Source organism: uncultured Butyricimonas sp. (genome assembly GCF_959596855.1).
GTDB lineage: Bacteria > Bacteroidota > Bacteroidia > Bacteroidales > Marinifilaceae > Butyricimonas > Butyricimonas muris.
Genome location: NZ_CAUFYA010000032.1, coordinates 1 through 20,416 on the forward strand (window position 1 = coordinate 1; position 20,416 = coordinate 20,416).

Here is a 20,416-nt window from a genome sequence, read left to right on the forward strand (position 1 = left end):
TGGCTACCGGTTGTTGCTCCGCCGTCAATATATAGGCGAGAACCAGTCCGTCAACCCGTCCTGCAAACTCGAAATCACCGTTCACCATCACCGCCTCGTCCAATTTAACCAACCCTTCCGATCCACTTGCCGCCAAAACGAGGTTTCCCTCGAGAGTTCCTCCCAAGCGTCCCGTGATTTTAAAACCTTCTTGTGCCACGCTCGCCATGAACGTGCAAACTACCAGCAATATAGATAATCCTATTCTTTTCATGATCTTCATTAATGTTATTCGTTTATATTCTTAATTACCCCAGTTCCCAACCACGGGAAAGCAAAAGAATCTTTAGGTTTTCTTTCGTATTGCTCTTTATAATATTCTTTTTCCTCTCTGAAACGACCTGTAATCAAGTCTGTAACCGAAAATGTTATTTGACCAATTCTTTCAGGACGTGAACTAAAATCAAAAAAATCTGAAGCCTTAACTTTTTCTTTCATCAATCGACTGAATGTTTCCTTCAACCATTTTTCAGGCAATAACTCATAAATAGGTTTTGAGATAGTGAAACCTACTGTAAACACCTTCCCTTCTTTATCAAAACTAACTTCTATAAAAAAATCTTTTGATAACAAAACTGAATCTTTCAATCTTCTTTCGATCTCTTTCGTAGATATTTTATCTTTTACTTTTTCAATCCATTTTTTCCGATTCTCTGAAAAGTTTGAAGTTTTATCTGATTCATGCAAAGATCGAATATAACGCAACAATTGTTCCGGTTCATTTTTTATCTTCAAGTCCCAAATATAAACAAGGACATTATCAGGAGTAAGATAATACCCTCCCTGCGTAATCCAAAACTCTTGAGCATGTAATACAGAAATAAAACAATAAAAACTGAAAAATAAAATCACCTTTTTCATAGTTAAATACCTAAAAATAAATATCATTCCTGCGGTTTATTTTCACGCATTAAACCAAATCCTCCCCCACCACTATTGTGACATTCAAATTCGCCTCGTATATGACCATTAACCAAATCGTTAACTGGAATCGTTATCATCGCTGACCTTTCTCGATAGCTACCAAAATCATAAAAATCCGAAACATTGATTTTCTCCTTCATCAATCGGTTAAAAATATCTTTCAACCAATTTTCAGGCAAAAGCTCATAAATGACTTTATCAATCACGAAAGACACCGTCAACATATTTCCTTCATGATCAAAATGGACTCCAATTAAAAATATTTTTGCCCAAATAACCGAATCCTGTAAGATTCTTTCAAGTTCTTCCGAGAGTATCTTACCCTTGATATCAATTATCCATTCCTCCCTGTTTTTTTTAAAATCAGGAACTCTATCCATTGGTCCACAGATCCGAGTGAAACGATTAAAAAGATTGGTATCTTTGTTAATTTTCGAATCTGTAATGACAAACATCATACTATCCGCATTACGGTAATGTACATATTTACATAGATCAAACTCTTGGGCTTGTACGTAAAAAAAAGAAACTAAAAAAACAACGAATAAAATTATCCTTTTCATAACTCGAATATTTAAAATCAGAAACTAAACAATGGTATCAATTGAGGATAAAACAAAAGATCAAAACTCGTATACAGATATTCTGAATTATCCCACCCTTGAACCCACTCATTAAATGATTCTAGAGCTTTATTTTGTAAATTCCTCATACTAAGACAAAATAACCATGCATTATATGAATCTAAATGACTGGCACGTGGACGAAATTTATACATTTCATGGTTCTGCTCACAAGCTCTATATTCCAAAATATCCCGAAAAACCCGAACCTCGAACTCCACGTTTTTACGTGCTTTTTGCATAGCGGAATAACCGTAAAGTATATCTTGAGCGGCATGCAAGATTTCCTCCAGAAGCCTTTCCGGTTCGATACAATATTCATACTTGAAAGAAATCGTATAAGAATCATATGATGCATCGCCAACAATACTCGAGTCCATTTTAAACATGATGGGACCCCGCATCCCCATGATATACTCGATAACTTTTTCCAACTCGGGGTATCTCGCTTCCAAGTAGTACAAACTTTGTAATAAAAGGAAACGTTGTCCATCATTTAGCGAGGAACCAGAAGCAATAATTCGGGCTATTCTGCCATCTGCCTCGTGAAGTGCAGCAATCTCCTCACCTTCAATATCCATAAAGGGCTCTTCTAATAGAGATTCTTGACAACCAAGAAAAAAAATGACAGGCAAACTTATTCCTAATAGCAGAGGCTTTTTCATCGTTCATTAGTATTAAATTGCCATTCAGTAAAACACAGACACCCTAGCTATACTCATGGGAACTAATGTTACCAAAGTGTCTGTCATATACCTTCTGTCAATTATCCATATTCGTTTTTTTGAATATTTATCAAGAAATTCTTTCTCGTCTTCTTGTCGCATACGAGGAAACTTTTCGTCTAAATCAATAGGCTTAATTTGAGATAAGAATTTTCTCGATAACGTTACTATTTTCATGTCATCACGGAATATTATCTTCATTTGTTCGTCTGCATGACCTTGTTTTAATTGATAATGAGAAAAGCAAAAACTTATTCCTTTAGATTTTGACTCTACCTCATAGAGTATAAGAGATGAAATTACACCTGTCGTGTCAACCGTGTTCTCATATCGATAGATTCCCTCTGATGTTGCTATAGAGTCAGATGTTAAAATGACAAATACATCATTCTCCACATCAGGCATTTTCACGCTATCTTGCTGCTCGTTAATGAATGAATGAAAGTTTTCTTTATTCATATCCGTATTCTCTGCTTTTGCTGTAATAATGCCAACGACACAAAAACAAATGCCCAGCAGTAAAATAAACTTTTTCATGACTCTATAATTTAATTATTACAATTCAATTCCAATCATTCAAACAGCATATTTATCATACACATAACCAAACGAGGCATTAACGAAGCTTGATAATCACAATCTCTATACCCACCCCACTCATTAATCCAAGCATGAAACTGGAAAGTATCAGAATTCACCATCAATCGCCCTTCTATGGATGATTTAACTATTTCTTTCATAAACTTATCATAATTTTCACCAGCTTCTCCGGCAGGTCTACCGAAATATTCTCTCGGATCATCCAGCGTACTTTTTCTACTAAACACGTTCAATATATCCAAAACAATAGCAACCTCATACTCGTGATTCCGCATTCCAACTTCTGAATCCATATCATACCCCAACACAAACTGCTGCACGACATGTAACAATTCATGTTGAAAATAAAATAATTCTCTCTTTATATAATCTTCGTTGAAAAAAATCGTACCTTGCCGATAGTATGCTCCAGAATTTTTATCTAATGTTTTATCGATTCCAATCATGACCTTTACTTGTCTTAGTCTAAATTCATCCCAGATTTTATACCATACCGGAGAAGAAGCTGGTAGATAAATATTAAAAGAATGTGCTAAATGATTCATTTCTTCTGTTGTAAGGGCTCGTTTGTTTTCCCACGGGAATATAGATCCACTATAAGGGATATAGAATTGACTAAACACGTAATCTCCGGGAGCCCTCGATCCGATAAATTCCGATTCCTCGTGCAAAAATAATTCGTGTTCTTTCTGACATCCCCACAATACCACAATTCCTATACACAACATCAATATTTTTTTCATGGTTCAAAATTCAAATTAATCCTTTTTGAATTAAATCACAAATATTAAATTCAATAGAAACAGTCGTATCCGGTTTTTCTAAAGGGAAATATTCCGTCAAGAACGGTATTTTCTCTTTCTTCACGTTCTGATAAAGGTTCTTCACCTGCCGAACCGTCAATTGCTCGTATATTTCAGTCGTAATCATAAAACGAACACTCACAATATCACCTTCTGCATTTGCGTGACAGGTAACAAAAAATGAATCGTAGTATTCCGCATGCTTTTTTTGCATGAATTTTTTAACCATATTCACTACCTCATTCGGAACAAATTGCTTTACCCATTGGGCCGCCCATGTTTCTGTCTTTTGCTCAAATTCTTGGCTTTGTTCTTCTGCTGTTTTCCCTTGAGTAGCGTACATTCTGAAAATATCTTCACCACTACGACACGTATCACAAATCACAACAAAACCTCCACAAGATTCTTTATAAAGCTCCGGCTTACAATCCTTAAATTCAAACATCCCATCAATATATACTTCTAAAGGATACAAGGTAACAGTATCTTGATACTTGGAATGAATCGATTTTCGATAAAGGTTTTTCATCTCTATCACGCATTTCTTATCTTGTTCCGATTCTTGCGCATAAGCTCCAACGACACAAAAACAAAAGCTTAATAATAAGGTGAGTTTTCTCATAGTTTCATCGTTTAAATATCAAACATTAGGTAGAAGAGAAGATTCTGTCAAAAGCCCAAAAGGCTTTTGACATATCTTCATGAATTCAAAACGTGGAATTAACTCTAATACAAACCGATTTCAGCGACTCTCGAGGCGAAATACTGACCGAAAGTACCGGCGTTGATACGCACTTGCACGTACCGGTATGAACCATTTTTTACTTCATCCGTGAAATCAACATCATTGATTTCACCTTTCGTCTTACCGATCGTGGACTCCTCCAGATAAGTAGCAATCTTCCAGCTCATCTGGTCATTTGACACGTAAATTTTAATCATCTCCGGTGCTAGAGAAATCGCATCTTCATTATCGCTATAATTCGCCTGCACGAAACGAAGACCATTGATCCGCTTGCTCTCTTTCAAATCAAAAGTCAATTCATAAGTAAGATAACTTGACGTGTACATAGGATTCCAATTCGTGTTATAATTCCCGTCGATCAGGTTTTCCAAACGAGAGGGAATATTTTCATCATCTGCAGGATACATGTCGACTTTTGCATCACTTAAATCAATCATATTTCTTACTGGAATTTCAGTCACTCCTTTCTCCACCAGTAAGTTATCATCAAGTCCTTGGAAATGCTTGTTATACCGTTCTACGGTCAACCCGTTCAATTCCTTCAACACTTTTAAAGCAAAATTAGAAGCAGCTTTTTCGCTAATAGCACTTTGCCCGTAAACGGTATCGACAGCGGCCTCCGCGGAACTGAAATACCGCCTTTCGCCCAAGACAACCTTATTGAGGTTGGGGAAATTCAATAGATCGATAAATGAAGTCAAACTCCAATCCAAGTACAACGTTTCCCGTTGCTCTATCCATTCAACGGGGATCTCTTCGAAACCGAATTGACGTTTTAATTCTCGTTTAAAATCAGCCTCAAATGTCTTCACCGTAGAGAAAACGTAAGGCTCAAAATCAATCACATCCTGACAGCCGATCAGTTCTCCATTACGATACAATGTCAAGGGTTCATTAGCATCGATCTCGTCCGGGAGCAAATGGAAAAGCTTATCAACCAATTCTTTATTCAATACCAGATTTCCGGCCGAACCGTCTTTCTTCGTGTATTTCAACGAGGCTGACCGCATATTGTCTTGCCAGCCTAAGAAAGAAAGAACTAAACGATCGCGAATAATATAGATCTTGGAAATAATCCTGTTAAAAGATCTAATATCTTCATGATCGTACGTGTAAGGACGCCCATAGACAATAACAGGAATAGAAGTTTTACCATCGGCAGCCACGCTGCTAATGGCAATTTCGTAGTTCCCATCCTCCAATTCTTCGCCATTCAATTGCTTGATATTATACTCCGCTACTCCACGCTCCAAAAAAACGGAATCTTTCACCTCGTCCAATGCCCATTTCACCTTAACTTTTTCAATACAAGGATCCGTATTATTTTGCCAAGTCACAATGATGCGTTTCCACCCCGGGGTAACCAACGGATCGGTACATTTCCCCAGATAACGGATCTCTCCTTCGCCCGCGTATTCCTTATAGGTATCTTCCAAACTTTCGTTATCGCATGCTACAGCAAATGCCGACACGCAGAGCAATATCTTGATATATTTATTCATTCTCATAACTATTATTCTTTTTCCGTGTAAATTTCCAACTCATGAAATTGCACATAATTATAAGGATTGTGATTATTTATATTCCCCCCGGAATACGGATATTTAAACACCTCATCAATCACCATTTTCACGTATCTATATCCATCCCCCTGTTCTATGGCAGGAATGATCACTTCCATAAATACCTCGGGTGAAGCTTGTACCTGCTGTATCGTACGAGGTGGATAAATATCTCTAGCGGGATAAGTCCATCTCTCTTTCTCCGGAAGATTCTTGTCCTCTTTGAACGAGCCTAATTTTACCCAACCCTCTTTACAATCTATTGTCTCGAATGTGGATGCAACTTGTCCATCATCTTTCAATCCGTAGATAGTTACCTCGCATGGCAATTCATTGCCATTGTCTCCATAACAAAGATTCATTCCCCCCTCTGTACTAGAATCCTCCCAATAACCACGTCTCCCCAAGTATTCGCTATGATATACAGCATATAATCGCACACTACTTAATACGCGATTTTGCTTCAAATCCATATACATGGGTACCGCATCTTCTCCCGCAGAATTAGGACCGGCTATGAACGAACAGGCTTTGCCTCGGTTCTCCTCCAAAGCGAGAATTTCCCCCTTCTTATCTCCATCAAACAAATATTCTGACCCCAGCTTGTGCTTTTCGTGTACAATCACTCGATCACAGAAAAACGTGAAATTATCCGGATTCAGTTTGCCCGACACAAGGGATTTCACGTTCGGCCATACTTTTTCATCCACGATATAACCCCTGAAATCCTCCGCACGGACAACGATGGTAGGATCCTTGATGTCTTGTTGCATCTTGTAATTAATGATCTCATTTCCATCCGTTTCTTCCAACAAGAAGCTGCTAACTAATATAGTATCCGGCAATTGACTTTGCGGATCGATCCCAAGGTAAAATACATGAGCCATACCCGTTGCATTTGCCGGGTTATTAAACCGTAAAGAAAAACCTTCCCAATTTGCAAAAATTTCAGCACTTTTCAAAAAAGTCACGGGAGCAGAATCTTCCGTGGAAAAAGTCACGTCAAAAGATTGAGATTTTCGATCATTATAAAAGCACAGGTTGACTTGTGCCGAAACGTTCTCCTTTTTCTCGTTGAAACCGACCAACTGCAACGAATCGCAAGTTGTCCCGCCAACCCGGAGCATCTCCTGTCCCCAAGCATCGTTGTAGCGTACTTCTAAACCGACGATTTCAGGATCAGCCGGAAGTTTATAGCGCATCACGGCACCTCCCGGCACGGGTGTGAACGAAAATGCCTCTGACGGCTGCAAATCGACATGCACTATTCCGGACTCATCGTCATTACAGCCCAAAAGTCCCAATATTAGTAACGAAATGAATAATAAATTCTTCATAGTCAATTAATTTTACATCATTAATCTACAATTTAAAATTGTAAATTCACAATTATTTTATCACCACCCGGGATTTTGTACAATACCGGATACCAAAATCTCTTCTGCCCGTATAGGGGTAAAATAATCTTTCGGAACTTCAAACTTGCGTTTCTTCCACACGACGATAGGTTGCCCCCCCTGAGTTTGACAATAAAAACCTTCTCGGGTAGGGGAAAGTACATTCCATCCGTACTGCGGAACATTCAATTCCTTCTCTGCTGTCATCCAACGGCGCACGTTCCAATAACGACGACCTTCAAAAGCGAATTCGATATTCCATTCTTGTTGGATGATATCGCGTAATCCCGCTTGCGTGCCCACTTTGTCCGGGTTTTTCGCATAAGTATTCCAAGCATCGCGTACCTTGGGTATACCAGCCCGTTCGCGCACTTCATCCAAATAATTATATACCTTTTCGCTCGGTCCGTCGCATTCGTTCCATGCTTCTGCGGCGGCCAAATAAAGTTCTGCCAAACGAAATATATATGCAGGAGCCACAACACTAGACATATTATTTATATATGTACTGGTTTGAATCTCGGAACTAATCCATTTTTTTATCCAGTAACCGGTAACATTTTGTGCGCTTGTCTCATCCAAACGCTTAAACCTAGAACCGGTTTCTTCCCCTTGTCGATTTTTCATGGGTAAAGCTTTATATTGAGCTGAACCGTATGAAGCGACTTTCCGGTACCATAACATACGATCACCCGCAATCATAGCATAGAATCGCGGTTCACGATGACGGTGCAAACTTAAAACCTCTTCATCTAGAGGAAGAACATTCCGATATTTTTCATCCACCTCTTTCGTGAAAGCATATTGAGAGGCCAACCATTGGCTATCCTCGTCGATGGGTAGTCCATGATCCGTGTAAAACATCTCGACCATTTTCATCGGTGCTCCCAAACATCCGTAACTATTCCAACAGTAGTATTCGGTATATTGGGCATCTGAAGCAAAATAACCATAAAAAGGATATTGCATATCAGAATTCTGTGTATTTACCATATATATCGCTTCCTTACAATCATATCCATCCCCGATCCACGTACGTTCAATATTTTTCATCGTGTTTAATAACGGGGATGGACGATCTCCGCTTCCGGATACTAAATTTTTACCAGCCATATCGCAAAACATAATCGCCGAATCACAAGCTAGAGCCGCTCTTCGCCATTTTTCCTTGTCATAATCGGGGAATAACTGTTCATCGGCTTTATTCTTGAAGTTTTTCATCGACACGTTACCATTGAACAAAGGAGAAGCGGCATACAACAATGTCAAAGCTTTCAAGGTCGCCGCGGCTTCCCGATTGAAAAACAGAACATGTTCGTCCTCTTTCTGGTTCATTTGCGGTAAAACCGGTATAACTTCATCACACAATTTCACGATAGCTTCCACGCATTCATCTATCGGACGCCGTGTCTTTTTCATCGTTTCGATACTTGCATTCGGAAGAATATTCTCATCAATAAGGATAATCGGACCGTAACGACGCAATAAATCGAAATAATAGAAAGCTTTCACCGCTTTCACTTCTGCCGACCAAATCTTCTTTTCTTCATCTGTCATATTATAAACATGATCGATGTTTTCCAAAAAGATATTACAATAACGAATGGCCGCGTAATGTCCCGATCTGTGCCAAACGTTACCGTAAGGAGATTGTGCCATCTGCAAACCGTCACCTATTTTCAACATATCCGCATAGCCATAAGTAAATGTTGCGTTGCGGGCATTATCACCGCCACAAAATTCATCCGCACCGAAAAAAGCCGGATTATTACGTCTGCTTGCCACATCAGCCTCCAATGCGGCATAACATGTCTTGAGCCATTCTAAAGCATCTTCTCTTTTCTCGAAATTGGTCTCAATCGTTTCAATGTCATTTTCCGGAACGACATCTAGATATCCCTCACACCCAGCAAGAAAAACCGATGTAACGAATAATAAGCCATGTAATAAATATTTCTTTATCATACTTGTTTTAGATTTAGAAACTAACATTCAATCCCACGGAATAAGTCCTTTGAATAGGATAATTAAACCCGTTTTCACCCAATTCCACGTCCCAAACCTTGAAATCGGTAATACAGAAGGGGTTATTCGTGCTAAACGTCAGTTTTGCCGTATGTAATTTTAACGCGTCCAACCATTTCCGGGGTAAATTGTAAGCCAAAGATATCGCCGTGCAACGCAGAAAACGACATTCACGCATGAAATAAGTGCTCTTTCGTACTTCGGCATTCTCTTGGTCATACCAATTTTCCATGGGATTGTGCTCCGCTATTGAATTAGGAGAAAGTCTCGGCCAGAATGTTTTTTTACGCATGTTGTCCTCCGACCAGTGATCGTCGGCAATGGCCTTTAACATGGCATGGTTATTGACAAAGGGACTCAGTGCCACGGGATCCATGAAAAACGTACGTTTCCCCGAGCCTTGGAATGAAAAACTGAATTCCACGTTTTTATAATTCAAGAAACCGCTGAAACCGTATACCAACCGGGGATTTTCGGGATAACCGATAAACACGGCATCGTTCACGTCAATCACGTTATCCCCGTTAATATCGCGGTATTTGATATCCCCCGGCATCACATCGCCATCCTGCCGCGGGGAATTATTGATCTCGGCTTGATCCCTGAAAAGTCCCTCGGCAATGTATCCCATTGCCTGACTGATATCCTTACCGGGTTTACGTTGCCATTCCGGTTTGTCTCCGGCCTCCTCAATCGCCTTATAAGTAACTTTATTGTAAGTCAACGTACCGTTCAAGATAAACCAAAGATCGTTGTTGAATGAATGTTGAATCTTCCCGGAAAGATCTACTCCGCGGGAACGAGTTTTACCAACATTGTCCAAAGGAGGGACCTCGATACCCATATGTGCGGGGATAATCGTACGTTGCGATATGATGTTGTGCCGTATTTCCTGATATATATCTGCCTGCAATTCCACGATACCATTGAAAAACTGTGTTTCGATACCAAAATTGGTCGTTTCGGCTATTTCCCATTTGATATTCTCGTTAGGATAAGCTTCTACTATTTTACGATAAAAAGCTTGCTGTGGATTTCGTATCCAATCTCCGGATGTTTGTAATTGCGTTTTTCCTATTTTAGGTATATACACATAACGGGGAGTAGATATGACTCCATCGTTACCGACCCTACCATACGAAAGGCGAAATTTCAGGTAAGGTAATATTTTAGAAAGAGGGCGCATCCAATCTTCACTGGAAACCACCCAAGCTCCCCCGAAAGAAGGGAAGAAGCCCATGCGATTGTTCTCCGCAAAACGTTCCGATCCATTGTACGCCCCGCTGGCTTCGATAAAATAACGGTCTTTATATCCATAAGAAGCACGGAATGAATAATTCAAGTTACGCTGGGGTTGCCCTTCCAACACGGCCTCTATCGGATTGAACGTACGTTCGTACATTTGAAATACCCCGGTCAATGAAGTTTGGTGGTCTCCCCATGCAGCACTATGATAAAGGCGTCCCTCGTAAGTTATCCGCGTATCAGTTGTAGAGTTTTTGGACCCCACATCTAGGGTTCTCTTGCTTCGCATATTTCCATCGTTGGGATTGGGTACCAAAACGTGCTTGCCGGTCTCTTGATTATAATCACTCATGTAATAGTAATAAGGTCTTGTTGAAAAACCTTGATCATACAATCCACTTTGTACCAGAGATGCGCTCAGCCTCAACTCCAACCCCTTGAGCAATGCGGATAAATTTTGAATATACTCCACTTTATTAATCGTAGAATAACGGGTTCGTTCAACGTATCCTTGTTGCACCAAAGCATAGGGGTTTAAATTCGTCTGATAACCATCAGTACCAGCCGATGTTGTACCGAATCGGATGTGAGGCCAATTATATTTATCGTCTGCCGGATAAGTTGGGGCAAAATCCACCGGCGAAGCGTTAAAGGCAAGAGAATAGGCCGTTTTTGTATCTACCATGGGTCCATGATACCGATCTAATGTAGCCGAGGCATTAACCAGAAGTTTGATCCCGGCATGCAAATTTATATTCAAATTCGTGCGGAACGTGAATTGATTGTTCGTGATGTTGCAGTCAAACTGGTTCAAACGATCCGTCTTCAACAAACCTTGGTCGCGATTGTAGTTAACGGAAGAGTAATATTGGACAACTTTCGAACCGCCGCGAATAGTAAGTCCCGCATGATGATTGATATTCCTGTTCTTGAACAACACATCGTACCAATCATTTGCAGGATATACCCACGAGGGATACTTCCCAGAAGCCGTCCGGTTGATACGCTCCACGCTATATTTAGGAGTCCCGGAATTGGAACGATTCATGATAGCCTGATTGTAATACTTCATGTAATCAATAGGATTTACCACATCGATCTCTTTTGTAGGTTCACTAACTACCATCTCGTAACGGGCTGTCGTGTACACGTCCCCCTCTTCACCTTTCTTAGTTGTTACCAAAATAACCCCATTCGCCCCGCGAGCACCATACATGGCTGTAGCTGAAGCATCTTTCATCACACTAAAACTTTCGATATCTTCTGGGGCAATGCGAGCCAAATCCAATTTGGAACTTTCCACTCCGTCCAACAAAATCAATGGATCCGTATTTGCGTTAGAATTAAAAGAGGTGATACCGCGGATGTAAAATTTTGTATTCATCTCATCCTCCGTCAATGCCGCTGGTAGCCCACTTGTTTTCCAGCCGATAATACCCGCAATCTTTCCTACCATTCCAGCGGTAAGGTCACTACTGGATGTCTTCAAATCCATGGGACGAACCGTCGTGATAGAACCTACCACGCTCTCTTTCTTCTGCGTACCGAAAGCCACAACTGTTACCTCTTCCAAGTTTTCTTCCGTGGGATTCAAGGATATATTAACTCGCGTTTTTCCCTTGATTTCAATGGTTTCCGTTTTATACCCGATAAAAGAAACTTGCAAAATATCTCTGGGCCCGGCTGCTATCGTGAAACGTCCGTCAGCATCAGAAACCACACCATGCGTTGACCCGTGAAGAACAATAGTTGCCCCGGGGAGAGGGTTACCTTTCTCGTCAAATACCCTACCATTTACGGAAAGCACTGCTGCCTGCTTAACTTCTTTCTTTTTAATAATAACAGTTTCTTTCTCGATAACGTATTCCAACCCTCTCGGAGACAATAAAGAATCCAAAGCCTGTCTAAGCTGAACATTCTTTAGCTGAATGGTCACGGAATTAAAATTACGCAACTCATCGGAGTTAAAAAGAAAATTGTACTTCGTCTGTACCCGCAGTTCTTCAATTGCTTTAACCAATGAAACATTCACGAGCTCCAAGTTCACCCGGGGTTCCGTTTGAGCCTGCGACACGTAAACAGAGGAGCAACATATCAATAGGCAAAGCCCCCATTTCAATATCTTCTCCTCCCAACGGGGAACAAGTCCCCAAATTTTTCGTCGATTTTCTCTCATAAAAATTAATATTAATGTGACATTTATAAAATGCGATATCCCAAGCGAAAAAAACGGACCAACGTCTCCTTCGCCACAATCGCTGTTAATCATTGTAATTGAATTGTTTTTTATACTAAAAACTTTTTTCTAAGGATCCCGAATTACTTTTTGTCGATTTTTTTTCATAGTTTTGTGTTATTAATGTGACTGTTGAAATATACAGAGACTTTTACACGAGAGGTGGACCAACATCTCTCGTTGTCTTTTACTGCTTTTTAATGATTACTTTTCCCCCAACTATTTCATAAGTTACCTCCCCCATTCTGGAAATTACTTGTAAAGCTTCTTCCAAAGTTTTAGCCCGATCCATATAAATATGAAATTTCATATCCTGCAATTCCAAAGCATCGTACTCGATCTCAGTATCGTACCAGCGGGATAATGCTCTCACGATTTGCTCTAGGGAAGCATCCTTGAAAACAAACTCCCCGTTTTTCCATGCCAACACGGACATCATATCCGCCTCACGCACGGAAAGCATGCGATCCACGGAAGAAATCTCGCATAGTTCACCGGGATGCAAAACCACAGAATCCCGACCGGAAGAAATCTCCACTTTCCCCGAAACCAAGGTAGCAAAAGTATTTTGTCCCAAGTACGCTTGCACGTTAAACCGAGTTCCCAACACCTTCACTTTTCCCCCTTGAAATTCCACGAGGAAAGGGCGGTTTTCATCCCGGGCAACATCGAAATAGGCCTCTCCGCTTAAAAATATTTTTCGTTCCGTTCCCACAAACGTGTTCGGGAATCGCATGCGAGTTTCCGAATTCAAGATCACGGTTGTCCCATCGACAAGAGTCAAGGTGTATTCCCCACCACGGGGCACAATAATTTCATTGTATTCCACCACGGGCTCCGATAAAGTGTCAACAAATTGTTTCTGTCCCTGCACTGAACTTGTCGCTTTCACCTCGAAGCCGGGAACATCTGCTTGTATAGTTTCAGATGAAGACAACTCGTGAGAACTGCCGTCCGGTAAAATTAACTTCACCCCCTTGGCATGAGCAACCTCCAAAGGTTGTACCCGCTTCAACACATTCTCCTCTTTTAGCGTTTCCCACCACAATATCAATCCTGCAACAGCTGTCACACATGCAGCCACAGAAATCCAACGTCGCAAAACAACCATCCGACGCTTCTTCCGGGACTGAGACACTCGTTGCCACATTCGCGCCACTCGTCGGGATTCCTCCCCGATTCCTAACACCTTACCCCTGTAATACTCTTCCGCATCCTTCAGAAACCGTTTCCTTTCCTCCGCTCCTTCCATCCAGACTCTCACGTCTTCCCGCTCTTCCTCGGAAGCCTTACCCGAAACTACCCGTCTGATTTTATCTATTTCCATGATTTTTCATTGTCTTTATTATTAAGACAACGTTAGGGAAAAATGGGGGACAAAAAATAATTGAAAATTGAAAGTTGAAAATTGAAAATTACTTTACACGATTGATAACAAACAAGTTAATTAGATAATATTTTTTCTATTATTAAAAAACGGATTAATAGATATTCCCTATTTCTTTTCGGAGTACTTGTATAATCTCGTCTGGAATTTCGTTTTCACGAGCTATTGACGGGAAATCAGCTATCACGGCACGTACTCTCTCTATCAACTCTTTGGGGTTTCGGATATCATTTCGGGCAGCTACTTCCAACAAGTCCGCAATAGTTATCTTGTCATCCTTTCCATTAACAAATAATGAATGCCTATTCACATACGCCGGAGCCGATGTATCAACCGCAAAGGTAAGATCGTAAGCCGGGGATAATCGCCACGTTCCGGTATTATCCATACAAAACGAGAAATTTTTGGAGTGATCATCGACATTTCGGGCTAGAACATTAAAAACCAAACGCAAGAATTGCTGTTCACTATCTTTATAAGGCAACCGTAATCGACGAATCACCTCGAACAAATCATCATAATCATCAGCCCCCGGGGCCATTGCCGCCAACGTTTGGGTATGAATACGTTCATTCCCCACACGATCGAAACGTTGCGTGAGAAAATGCGTTACTCCCTCGTATTGTCGAAGCATAGAAGGCATCATCTCTATTCCCGCTATCACAGCCATCCTGTAATAAACATATTCCATTCGAGCAAATGGAAACGAAGAGCCGTCATCATATTTAAGAATATAATGGATAAAACCTTCCGGCACTTCAGTTTGTCCTGATTTTACCTCGGCTGTCCGTGGGTTAACCGCCACGATTGCTTTAGGACGTTTTCCCCCGGGAGAGGTTCCAAGTTTTACCAACTCCTGCCACAATACAGAACATTCTGATGTCAAAGTAATCTTTTCCCTTGACGATAGTACTTCTCGTGCAAAATCATAAAGTTTTTGCACATCTACATCAAAAGCTTTATCACTTCCCAAATCCTGCGCCGGTTCAAATTCCAATGCCCCCATAGCACGAGAACCAATAAAAGAAAGCTGATCCACGGGTGTCACATCCGAACTACGAATGCCATTATCCCGCATCCATGCCTTAAAAATAGAATTTCCCCAATGGTCAGGCAAAGCATCAGCCAACAGAGGTGGAAGTCCCTGATAAAGTTTATCTGTATTTCCCGGCCAAACCATATTACGACGAGTACGTTCACTTGTTAACGGCATGGTCAGCGGAGCTAACTCCCTACCGTCTGCAACATAAGCGTCATCATACTGAAAAAACGCACGACGACTTTTTTTGTCCCACGAAACATACCCGACGGTACGTCCCCAGAGTATCACTTTGACTACATTCATTTTCATTGCTTATGCCTTTTTTGTGCTCTTTCAAAAAGTGCTTTCGGACTCTCCGGCAAATCGGGCAACAATGCCTCCATTTGCTCTAACTGTTCAATAGCACGCATCATGGAGATAAATATTGTCAGTGACAATCCCACCCCCGTACCCTTTTCAAAAGAACTGATCGTAAACACGCTAATCCCGGTCTTTTCAGCCAAAACCTTCTGCGTGTATCCCATTCGCTTCCTGTATTCCTGAAATCTTCGCCCTAGCGAAGCTGCTATCTCCCGATTACTATATGCATAAATATCCTTCTCCATAAAAACTCGAACTTTCCACAAATATAGATATTTCTTTATTTAATAGCAAATATCGGACAAAAATATAGATATTTCTATTCTATCTTGACAAGTTCACTTACCGCATATAGAGGCAAATTAACTAACCATTTTTCTTTCCGGTAATCAGACTGGTACATAAACTCGGCGGAGTTTTCGTACAAATATACACTTTTTCGGCGGAGTTTCTGTATGCAAATATAAATCACAAAAATCAAGAATCGCTAAATCACAGAATAGACGCACGTCTCGCGCAGTCCCCAATCATAAATCTAAAATCATAAATCTAAAATTAAATCGTTCCCTTCAAGATCATAAACGCATAGAGTAACGGCAAGGATTCCCGGATAAATTTGTAAGCTCGTTTCACGTGGGTATGGACGGATGTTTCCGAGATATCAAGTTCACGAGCGATCTCTTTGTAACTCATGTTCCGGAATATCTTTAGTTCCAATACTTTTTGTTGTTGGTCGGGTAATTTTTGCAGGCACTCTTGAACTTTCTCGAACAAGGCGCTGTTATCCTCGTACTCCAGCGTACCGACGTATATCAATGCTTCCGTCAGTTTCGTCCGGTTAGAATCTTCCACTTGGAGATGTTTATAATAATTCAGACAAGAATTTTTCACGGAAGAATAAAGATAACTGCTGATATTGGTTTCATCCGGCAGAGAAGCAGCCATTGACCACAGGTGCATAAAAGTATCCTGCACGATATCTTCTGCCGTATCTGCATTCATGGTATAGGCTAAAGCGAACCTGTATAATTTGGGACTCATCTCCCGAAATACCTGTTCGAAAACCTCACTTGAATTGTCCTTCAATCCTTTAACCCAATCCTCTTCTGCTATGTCACGCCCGTCATACCTCATTATTGGAATAAATATTTTTCCAAAAATAGAGAAAGTTTCCCTTTCACCAAAATCTTTGACACGAAAACACCCGAGAAAGCAAAAAAGTCCGTAAGGTTTATCACGATATTATAAACTTTACGGACTTTATAGTTTAATGAACTTTATCTTATTTCCCCTTCCTTCGGATCAGCACCAGTATTCCCAGCAAAAGAAGCAATGCCGGCAATACCCACTTCAACACGATTTGCAAGGTTCCCCCGGCATCCATACCCAAGTTCAACTTATTATCAATAGGATCGGGACGGGTAGTATCCACCGGTAATTCCTCGTAAGACAGCCAGTCGAACATCGACATAATCAAGTCCCCGTTCGCCGACGATATCCCCCGGCGGGTTGTGGACAGTTCGCCCATGCTGAAACAATCGGCATCACCGAGCACGATAATCCGTTGTTGTTTCCCGGCATGCTCCCGTTCCAATCCGACCATCGTCGTTTTCACCCCGGCACGCTCTCCCGCTTTCGGGTTCAGGCGTGCCGTGTCATTCACGAAATCGATCGTTTCCAATTCATTCCAAGCGGCAGAATCCCGCCCTTGAAACAAAGGCATTACACGGAAACCCTTCTCCGCTTTCTGCTCGATAGCCAAGGCTCCCGGCATCACCAGAGACGCAGGACGGCGTCCCATGTTCGTGTTCACGTACAGACTCTTCCATAGGCGGGATATCTCTTGAGCCTCCTCCGTTGCCCGGCAAAGAAACAAATGCGGGGGATATTCGTCAATCTGTTGTTGCACCAGAATACCCGGTTCAAAACTCAATCCTAAATACTCCATCAAAGGAGTCAAATGGGAATAACTCTTCGGTTTTCCGGCGATCACCAGATTCCTCCCGCTTTCCACGTAACGATACAAAGTTTTCAACTCTTCGTTCGTGAAAGGTTCCAAAGGTTCCGCCACAACAAGCACGTCCAAACTATCCAACACCCCCGGGTTACGCTTCAAATTCACGTCAGTCACGTCAAACCCTTGATTCAGTAACGACTTCCGGTACATTTTCTCGGCAACCATATAAGAATAATCCCGATTCTTATCCCCGACAATCGAACGGGCGCCATGATCCGACAAGAAACCCACTTGAGGCAACTTCATCGCGATTCGTTTCAACGCCGCGGAAATCTCCGTTTCACCCGGAAGACGATTCATGTCGGCATATACCCGTAGAAAAGTTTTTTGCCCGTTATCCCGTTCGATCAAAGCCACGAAACGATACCCCTCGTCACTTAAATCTATATTTCTTAGCGCCTCTTCTCTAGCCAGTTCCTCCGGGGAAAGATATTTTCCCAACCGGGTTCCCTGCAATTTAGCCGCATCCTTAGCCGCCCCGTACAAAGTCTTTTCCGGGTATCTCTTTTTAAAAGCCTCGGTCGTCGTGTCCGTGTAATAATAAAAGACATAATCGAGTTTGGTTTCCGGTTTGAAACGGATATACCGCTCGTAACGGGCTATATCACTATTGATACCTTTCGTCGTTATGCTGTGAATGCTCCCGAACAGATTCACGTAAGTCGTTATCTTCAATCCGCCGTCCAACTGTGCCACGATATCCTGACTCGCTTGTGTTAAAGTATTGCTCTTCGTGTGTGTCGAATCATGATACCACTTCATCGTCGGACGGGAAGTCAGATACCCCAAGAAAACCGCCGCGAGAAACACCCCGAGATAACGCGCGGCTTTCCCTGCAAAAGAACAGCTCTCCCGCCGCAACTGCAATTTCAATATTGCGAAACACAGGAACATCACGCTCATAAGCACGAAATACAAAATATCTTCACTGCAAATCAATCCCTTGATAAACGTGCTCGCCCTACCGCCAAGCGACAACCAATACGTGATTTCCCGCACGAAGGTAAATTCCTGCCAGATACCGGAAACCAGATTCAACAAGGTCAGCAAGGCAAACATTCCTATTGCCGCCACGATCGGGTAAGTAGTCAACGTCGACATGAAAAGCCCGATAGCCGCGTAAAGCCCGAACAAAAAATACAATCCCAACAAACCCGCCAACACCGCCGACCAATCGAACGACTCCACGAGGCATCCGGCTATCAGCACGTAAACCAACAGGAATGCCATCATCAACAAACCGTACAGCATGATGCCCAAGTATTTTCCAAGCACGATATGCCTGCCCGTGATCGGGGCTGAAAAAAGCAACTTGATAGATCCCCTGTTAAATTCCTGACTAATCAACCCCATCGTCAACAAAGGCATCAATAAATATAGGAACTGACTCACTCTCGACCACAATCCCCCCATGGGGGTATAAAATATCACCCGGGATATCGCGTACAATCCCCTGCTTCCCAATTCTTGCCGCCTTGCCAGCATCTCCATCATATCGGCAAATCCCATACCTGTCATAAACACGAAAAGCACGAGTAAAAGCCACGCTACCGGCGAATAAAAAAGATTTGACAACTCCAAACGGGCTATCCTGTATATTGCTCTCATAATTTTTCCTCCATATTAAATTATTTCCCTGACAATTTAGCGAACACGGCTTCCATCGAGCTTTTCTCGACCTTAATTTCCGTCATTTCCCATCCCCGTGCCACACTCTCCCGGATAATCAGCTTTATCGTATCCCGATCCCCGTCATACGTCAGGCGGACACCATGACTTCCCACGCTTTCCGCCCGTCTGATGCCGGGCATCGCCATCAATTCATCCGGCAAAGGGGGCAAATCGAAAGTGGCGTAAAGCGTGTTCGGCTCGATATAACTATCAAATTCATCCACGCTGCCGGAAAAAACAACCCGCCCGTGTTCAATCATCTTGATCGTGGAACAAGTAGCCTGCACCTCCGACAAGATATGCGTCGAGAGCATCACGGTACGCTCCTCGGCAATATCCCGGATCAACTGGCGCACTTCCAGTATCTGATTCGGGTCCAACCCGTTCGTGGGCTCGTCCAGCACCACGAACTTCGGATCGTGCAGAATAGCCTGCGCGATACCCACGCGTTGCTGGTAACCGCCCGAAAGATTACGCAACAAGCGGTCTTTCATGTGCGTGATCCCGCAACGTTCCTCCGCTTCCCCGATAGCCGTCTTGATCTTTTTCCTGTCCATCCAGTGAATCTCCGCGCAAAAACGAAGATACTCGTCCACCGTCAAATCGGGATAGAGGGGTGGTTTTTGTGGTAAAAAACCGATATATTTCCGGGCAGCCACCGGGTGTTTCAACGTATCAATCCCGTTAATAAATACCTTCCCTTGAGTCTGTTTCAACACACCGCAAATAATATTCATCGTTGTCGACTTCCCCGCCCCGTTCGAGCCCAGCAAACCCACTACACCGGAGCCGTCGATCTCGAAACTGATGTCCTCGATCGCCCACTGTGTCGTGTAACGATGATACAAATGTTCAACTTTTACAATTGGATTTTCCATACATACGATTTTAATTCATAACTTTGATCAAGCGTCTCTTTCACGAGCCTTGCTTTTTTATAACACTTCAAAAACAAAAAAGTACCGACTTATAATTCAAAAAAGCTGCCCGTTTCCGGACAGCCTTCCATCTTGTG

The 20,416-nt window shown here is 42.0% G+C and carries 17 protein-coding genes; all 17 read right to left on the reverse strand.

Features of this window, described 5'->3' with window-relative positions:
- Positions 1–253 (reverse strand): DUF4369 domain-containing protein (locus Q5866_RS13670; protein ID WP_303180792.1); only part of this gene is annotated, 253 nt, incomplete at its 3' end.
- A gap of 14 nt (positions 254–267) precedes the next feature.
- Positions 268–900 carry a hypothetical protein gene (locus Q5866_RS13675; RefSeq protein WP_303180793.1) on the reverse strand — a complete coding sequence of 211 codons (633 nt, stop codon included), beginning with the start codon at positions 898–900 and terminating at the stop codon, positions 268–270.
- A gap of 23 nt (positions 901–923) precedes the next feature.
- Entirely contained in the window at positions 924–1,526 is a 603-nt protein-coding gene (locus tag Q5866_RS13680; RefSeq protein ID WP_303180795.1) for a hypothetical protein, read from the reverse strand.
- A 17-nt stretch (positions 1,527–1,543) separates the two neighbouring features.
- Complete coding sequence (locus Q5866_RS13685; RefSeq protein WP_303180797.1) at positions 1,544–2,251, reverse strand: hypothetical protein; 708 nt, start codon at positions 2,249–2,251, stop codon at positions 1,544–1,546.
- Positions 2,252–2,275: 24 nt separating this feature from the next.
- Entirely contained in the window at positions 2,276–2,848 is a 573-nt protein-coding gene (locus Q5866_RS13690; RefSeq protein ID WP_303180799.1) for a hypothetical protein, read from the reverse strand.
- A gap of 35 nt (positions 2,849–2,883) precedes the next feature.
- Positions 2,884–3,654 carry a hypothetical protein gene (locus Q5866_RS13695; RefSeq protein ID WP_303180800.1) on the reverse strand — a complete coding sequence of 257 codons (771 nt, stop codon included), beginning with the start codon at positions 3,652–3,654 and terminating at the stop codon, positions 2,884–2,886.
- A gap of 10 nt (positions 3,655–3,664) precedes the next feature.
- Positions 3,665–4,336 (reverse strand): hypothetical protein, encoded by a 672-nt coding sequence (locus Q5866_RS13700; RefSeq protein ID WP_303180801.1) that lies wholly within the window; start codon positions 4,334–4,336, stop codon positions 3,665–3,667.
- A 104-nt stretch (positions 4,337–4,440) separates the two neighbouring features.
- On the reverse strand, positions 4,441–5,967 hold the full coding sequence (locus tag Q5866_RS13705) for a DUF4998 domain-containing protein (protein WP_303180802.1): 1,527 nt from the start codon (positions 5,965–5,967) through the stop codon (positions 4,441–4,443).
- A 5-nt stretch (positions 5,968–5,972) separates the two neighbouring features.
- Positions 5,973–7,358 carry a DUF4959 domain-containing protein gene (locus Q5866_RS13710; protein ID WP_303180803.1) on the reverse strand — a complete coding sequence of 462 codons (1,386 nt, stop codon included), beginning with the start codon at positions 7,356–7,358 and terminating at the stop codon, positions 5,973–5,975.
- A gap of 60 nt (positions 7,359–7,418) precedes the next feature.
- Positions 7,419–9,383: a RagB/SusD family nutrient uptake outer membrane protein gene (locus tag Q5866_RS13715; RefSeq protein WP_303180805.1), complete on the reverse strand. Its 1,965-nt coding sequence runs from the start codon at positions 9,381–9,383 to the stop codon at positions 7,419–7,421.
- A gap of 13 nt (positions 9,384–9,396) precedes the next feature.
- Positions 9,397–12,864 carry a TonB-dependent receptor gene (locus tag Q5866_RS13720; RefSeq protein WP_303180806.1) on the reverse strand — a complete coding sequence of 1,156 codons (3,468 nt, stop codon included), beginning with the start codon at positions 12,862–12,864 and terminating at the stop codon, positions 9,397–9,399.
- A gap of 247 nt (positions 12,865–13,111) precedes the next feature.
- On the reverse strand, positions 13,112–14,251 hold the full coding sequence (locus Q5866_RS13725; RefSeq protein ID WP_303180807.1) for a FecR family protein: 1,140 nt from the start codon (positions 14,249–14,251) through the stop codon (positions 13,112–13,114).
- Positions 14,252–14,405: 154 nt separating this feature from the next.
- The gene (locus Q5866_RS13730) at positions 14,406–15,662 is read right to left on the reverse strand and encodes a type II toxin-antitoxin system HipA family toxin (RefSeq protein WP_303180808.1); all 1,257 of its coding nucleotides are present in this window, start codon (positions 15,660–15,662) and stop codon (positions 14,406–14,408) included.
- Positions 15,659–15,958: a helix-turn-helix domain-containing protein gene (locus Q5866_RS13735; RefSeq protein ID WP_227217793.1), complete on the reverse strand. Its 300-nt coding sequence runs from the start codon at positions 15,956–15,958 to the stop codon at positions 15,659–15,661. Before Q5866_RS13735 ends, Q5866_RS13730 begins: the two co-directional genes overlap by 4 nt.
- A 310-nt stretch (positions 15,959–16,268) precedes the next feature.
- Positions 16,269–16,847 (reverse strand): RNA polymerase sigma-70 factor, encoded by a 579-nt coding sequence (locus tag Q5866_RS13740; protein WP_303180809.1) that lies wholly within the window; start codon positions 16,845–16,847, stop codon positions 16,269–16,271.
- 148 nt (positions 16,848–16,995) lie between these two features.
- Complete coding sequence (locus Q5866_RS13745; protein WP_099293359.1) at positions 16,996–19,338, reverse strand: Gldg family protein; 2,343 nt, start codon at positions 19,336–19,338, stop codon at positions 16,996–16,998.
- A 20-nt stretch (positions 19,339–19,358) separates the two neighbouring features.
- Complete coding sequence (locus tag Q5866_RS13750; protein WP_186976488.1) at positions 19,359–20,279, reverse strand: ABC transporter ATP-binding protein; 921 nt, start codon at positions 20,277–20,279, stop codon at positions 19,359–19,361.
- Positions 20,280–20,416: the final 137 nt, after the last annotated feature.

Coding starts and splice junctions, on each gene's coding strand:
- Q5866_RS13705 (WP_303180802.1), bottom strand. CDS start 5,967: ATGAGAATGAATAAATATATCAAGATATTGCTCTGCGTGTCGGCATTT.
- Q5866_RS13685 (WP_303180797.1), bottom strand. CDS start 2,251: ATGAAAAAGCCTCTGCTATTAGGAATAAGTTTGCCTGTCATTTTTTTT.
- Q5866_RS13725 (WP_303180807.1), bottom strand. CDS start 14,251: ATGGAAATAGATAAAATCAGACGGGTAGTTTCGGGTAAGGCTTCCGAG.
- Q5866_RS13680 (WP_303180795.1), bottom strand. CDS start 1,526: ATGAAAAGGATAATTTTATTCGTTGTTTTTTTAGTTTCTTTTTTTTAC.
- Q5866_RS13715 (WP_303180805.1), bottom strand. CDS start 9,383: ATGATAAAGAAATATTTATTACATGGCTTATTATTCGTTACATCGGTT.
- Q5866_RS13720 (WP_303180806.1), bottom strand. CDS start 12,864: ATGAGAGAAAATCGACGAAAAATTTGGGGACTTGTTCCCCGTTGGGAG.
- Q5866_RS13735 (WP_227217793.1), bottom strand. CDS start 15,958: ATGGAGAAGGATATTTATGCATATAGTAATCGGGAGATAGCAGCTTCG.
- Q5866_RS13750 (WP_186976488.1), bottom strand. CDS start 20,279: ATGGAAAATCCAATTGTAAAAGTTGAACATTTGTATCATCGTTACACG.
- Q5866_RS13745 (WP_099293359.1), bottom strand. CDS start 19,338: ATGAGAGCAATATACAGGATAGCCCGTTTGGAGTTGTCAAATCTTTTT.
- Q5866_RS13730 (WP_303180808.1), bottom strand. CDS start 15,662: ATGAAAATGAATGTAGTCAAAGTGATACTCTGGGGACGTACCGTCGGG.
- Q5866_RS13700 (WP_303180801.1), bottom strand. CDS start 4,336: ATGAGAAAACTCACCTTATTATTAAGCTTTTGTTTTTGTGTCGTTGGA.
- Q5866_RS13675 (WP_303180793.1), bottom strand. CDS start 900: ATGAAAAAGGTGATTTTATTTTTCAGTTTTTATTGTTTTATTTCTGTA.
- Q5866_RS13710 (WP_303180803.1), bottom strand. CDS start 7,358: ATGAAGAATTTATTATTCATTTCGTTACTAATATTGGGACTTTTGGGC.
- Q5866_RS13695 (WP_303180800.1), bottom strand. CDS start 3,654: ATGAAAAAAATATTGATGTTGTGTATAGGAATTGTGGTATTGTGGGGA.
- Q5866_RS13740 (WP_303180809.1), bottom strand. CDS start 16,847: ATGAGGTATGACGGGCGTGACATAGCAGAAGAGGATTGGGTTAAAGGA.
- Q5866_RS13690 (WP_303180799.1), bottom strand. CDS start 2,848: ATGAAAAAGTTTATTTTACTGCTGGGCATTTGTTTTTGTGTCGTTGGC.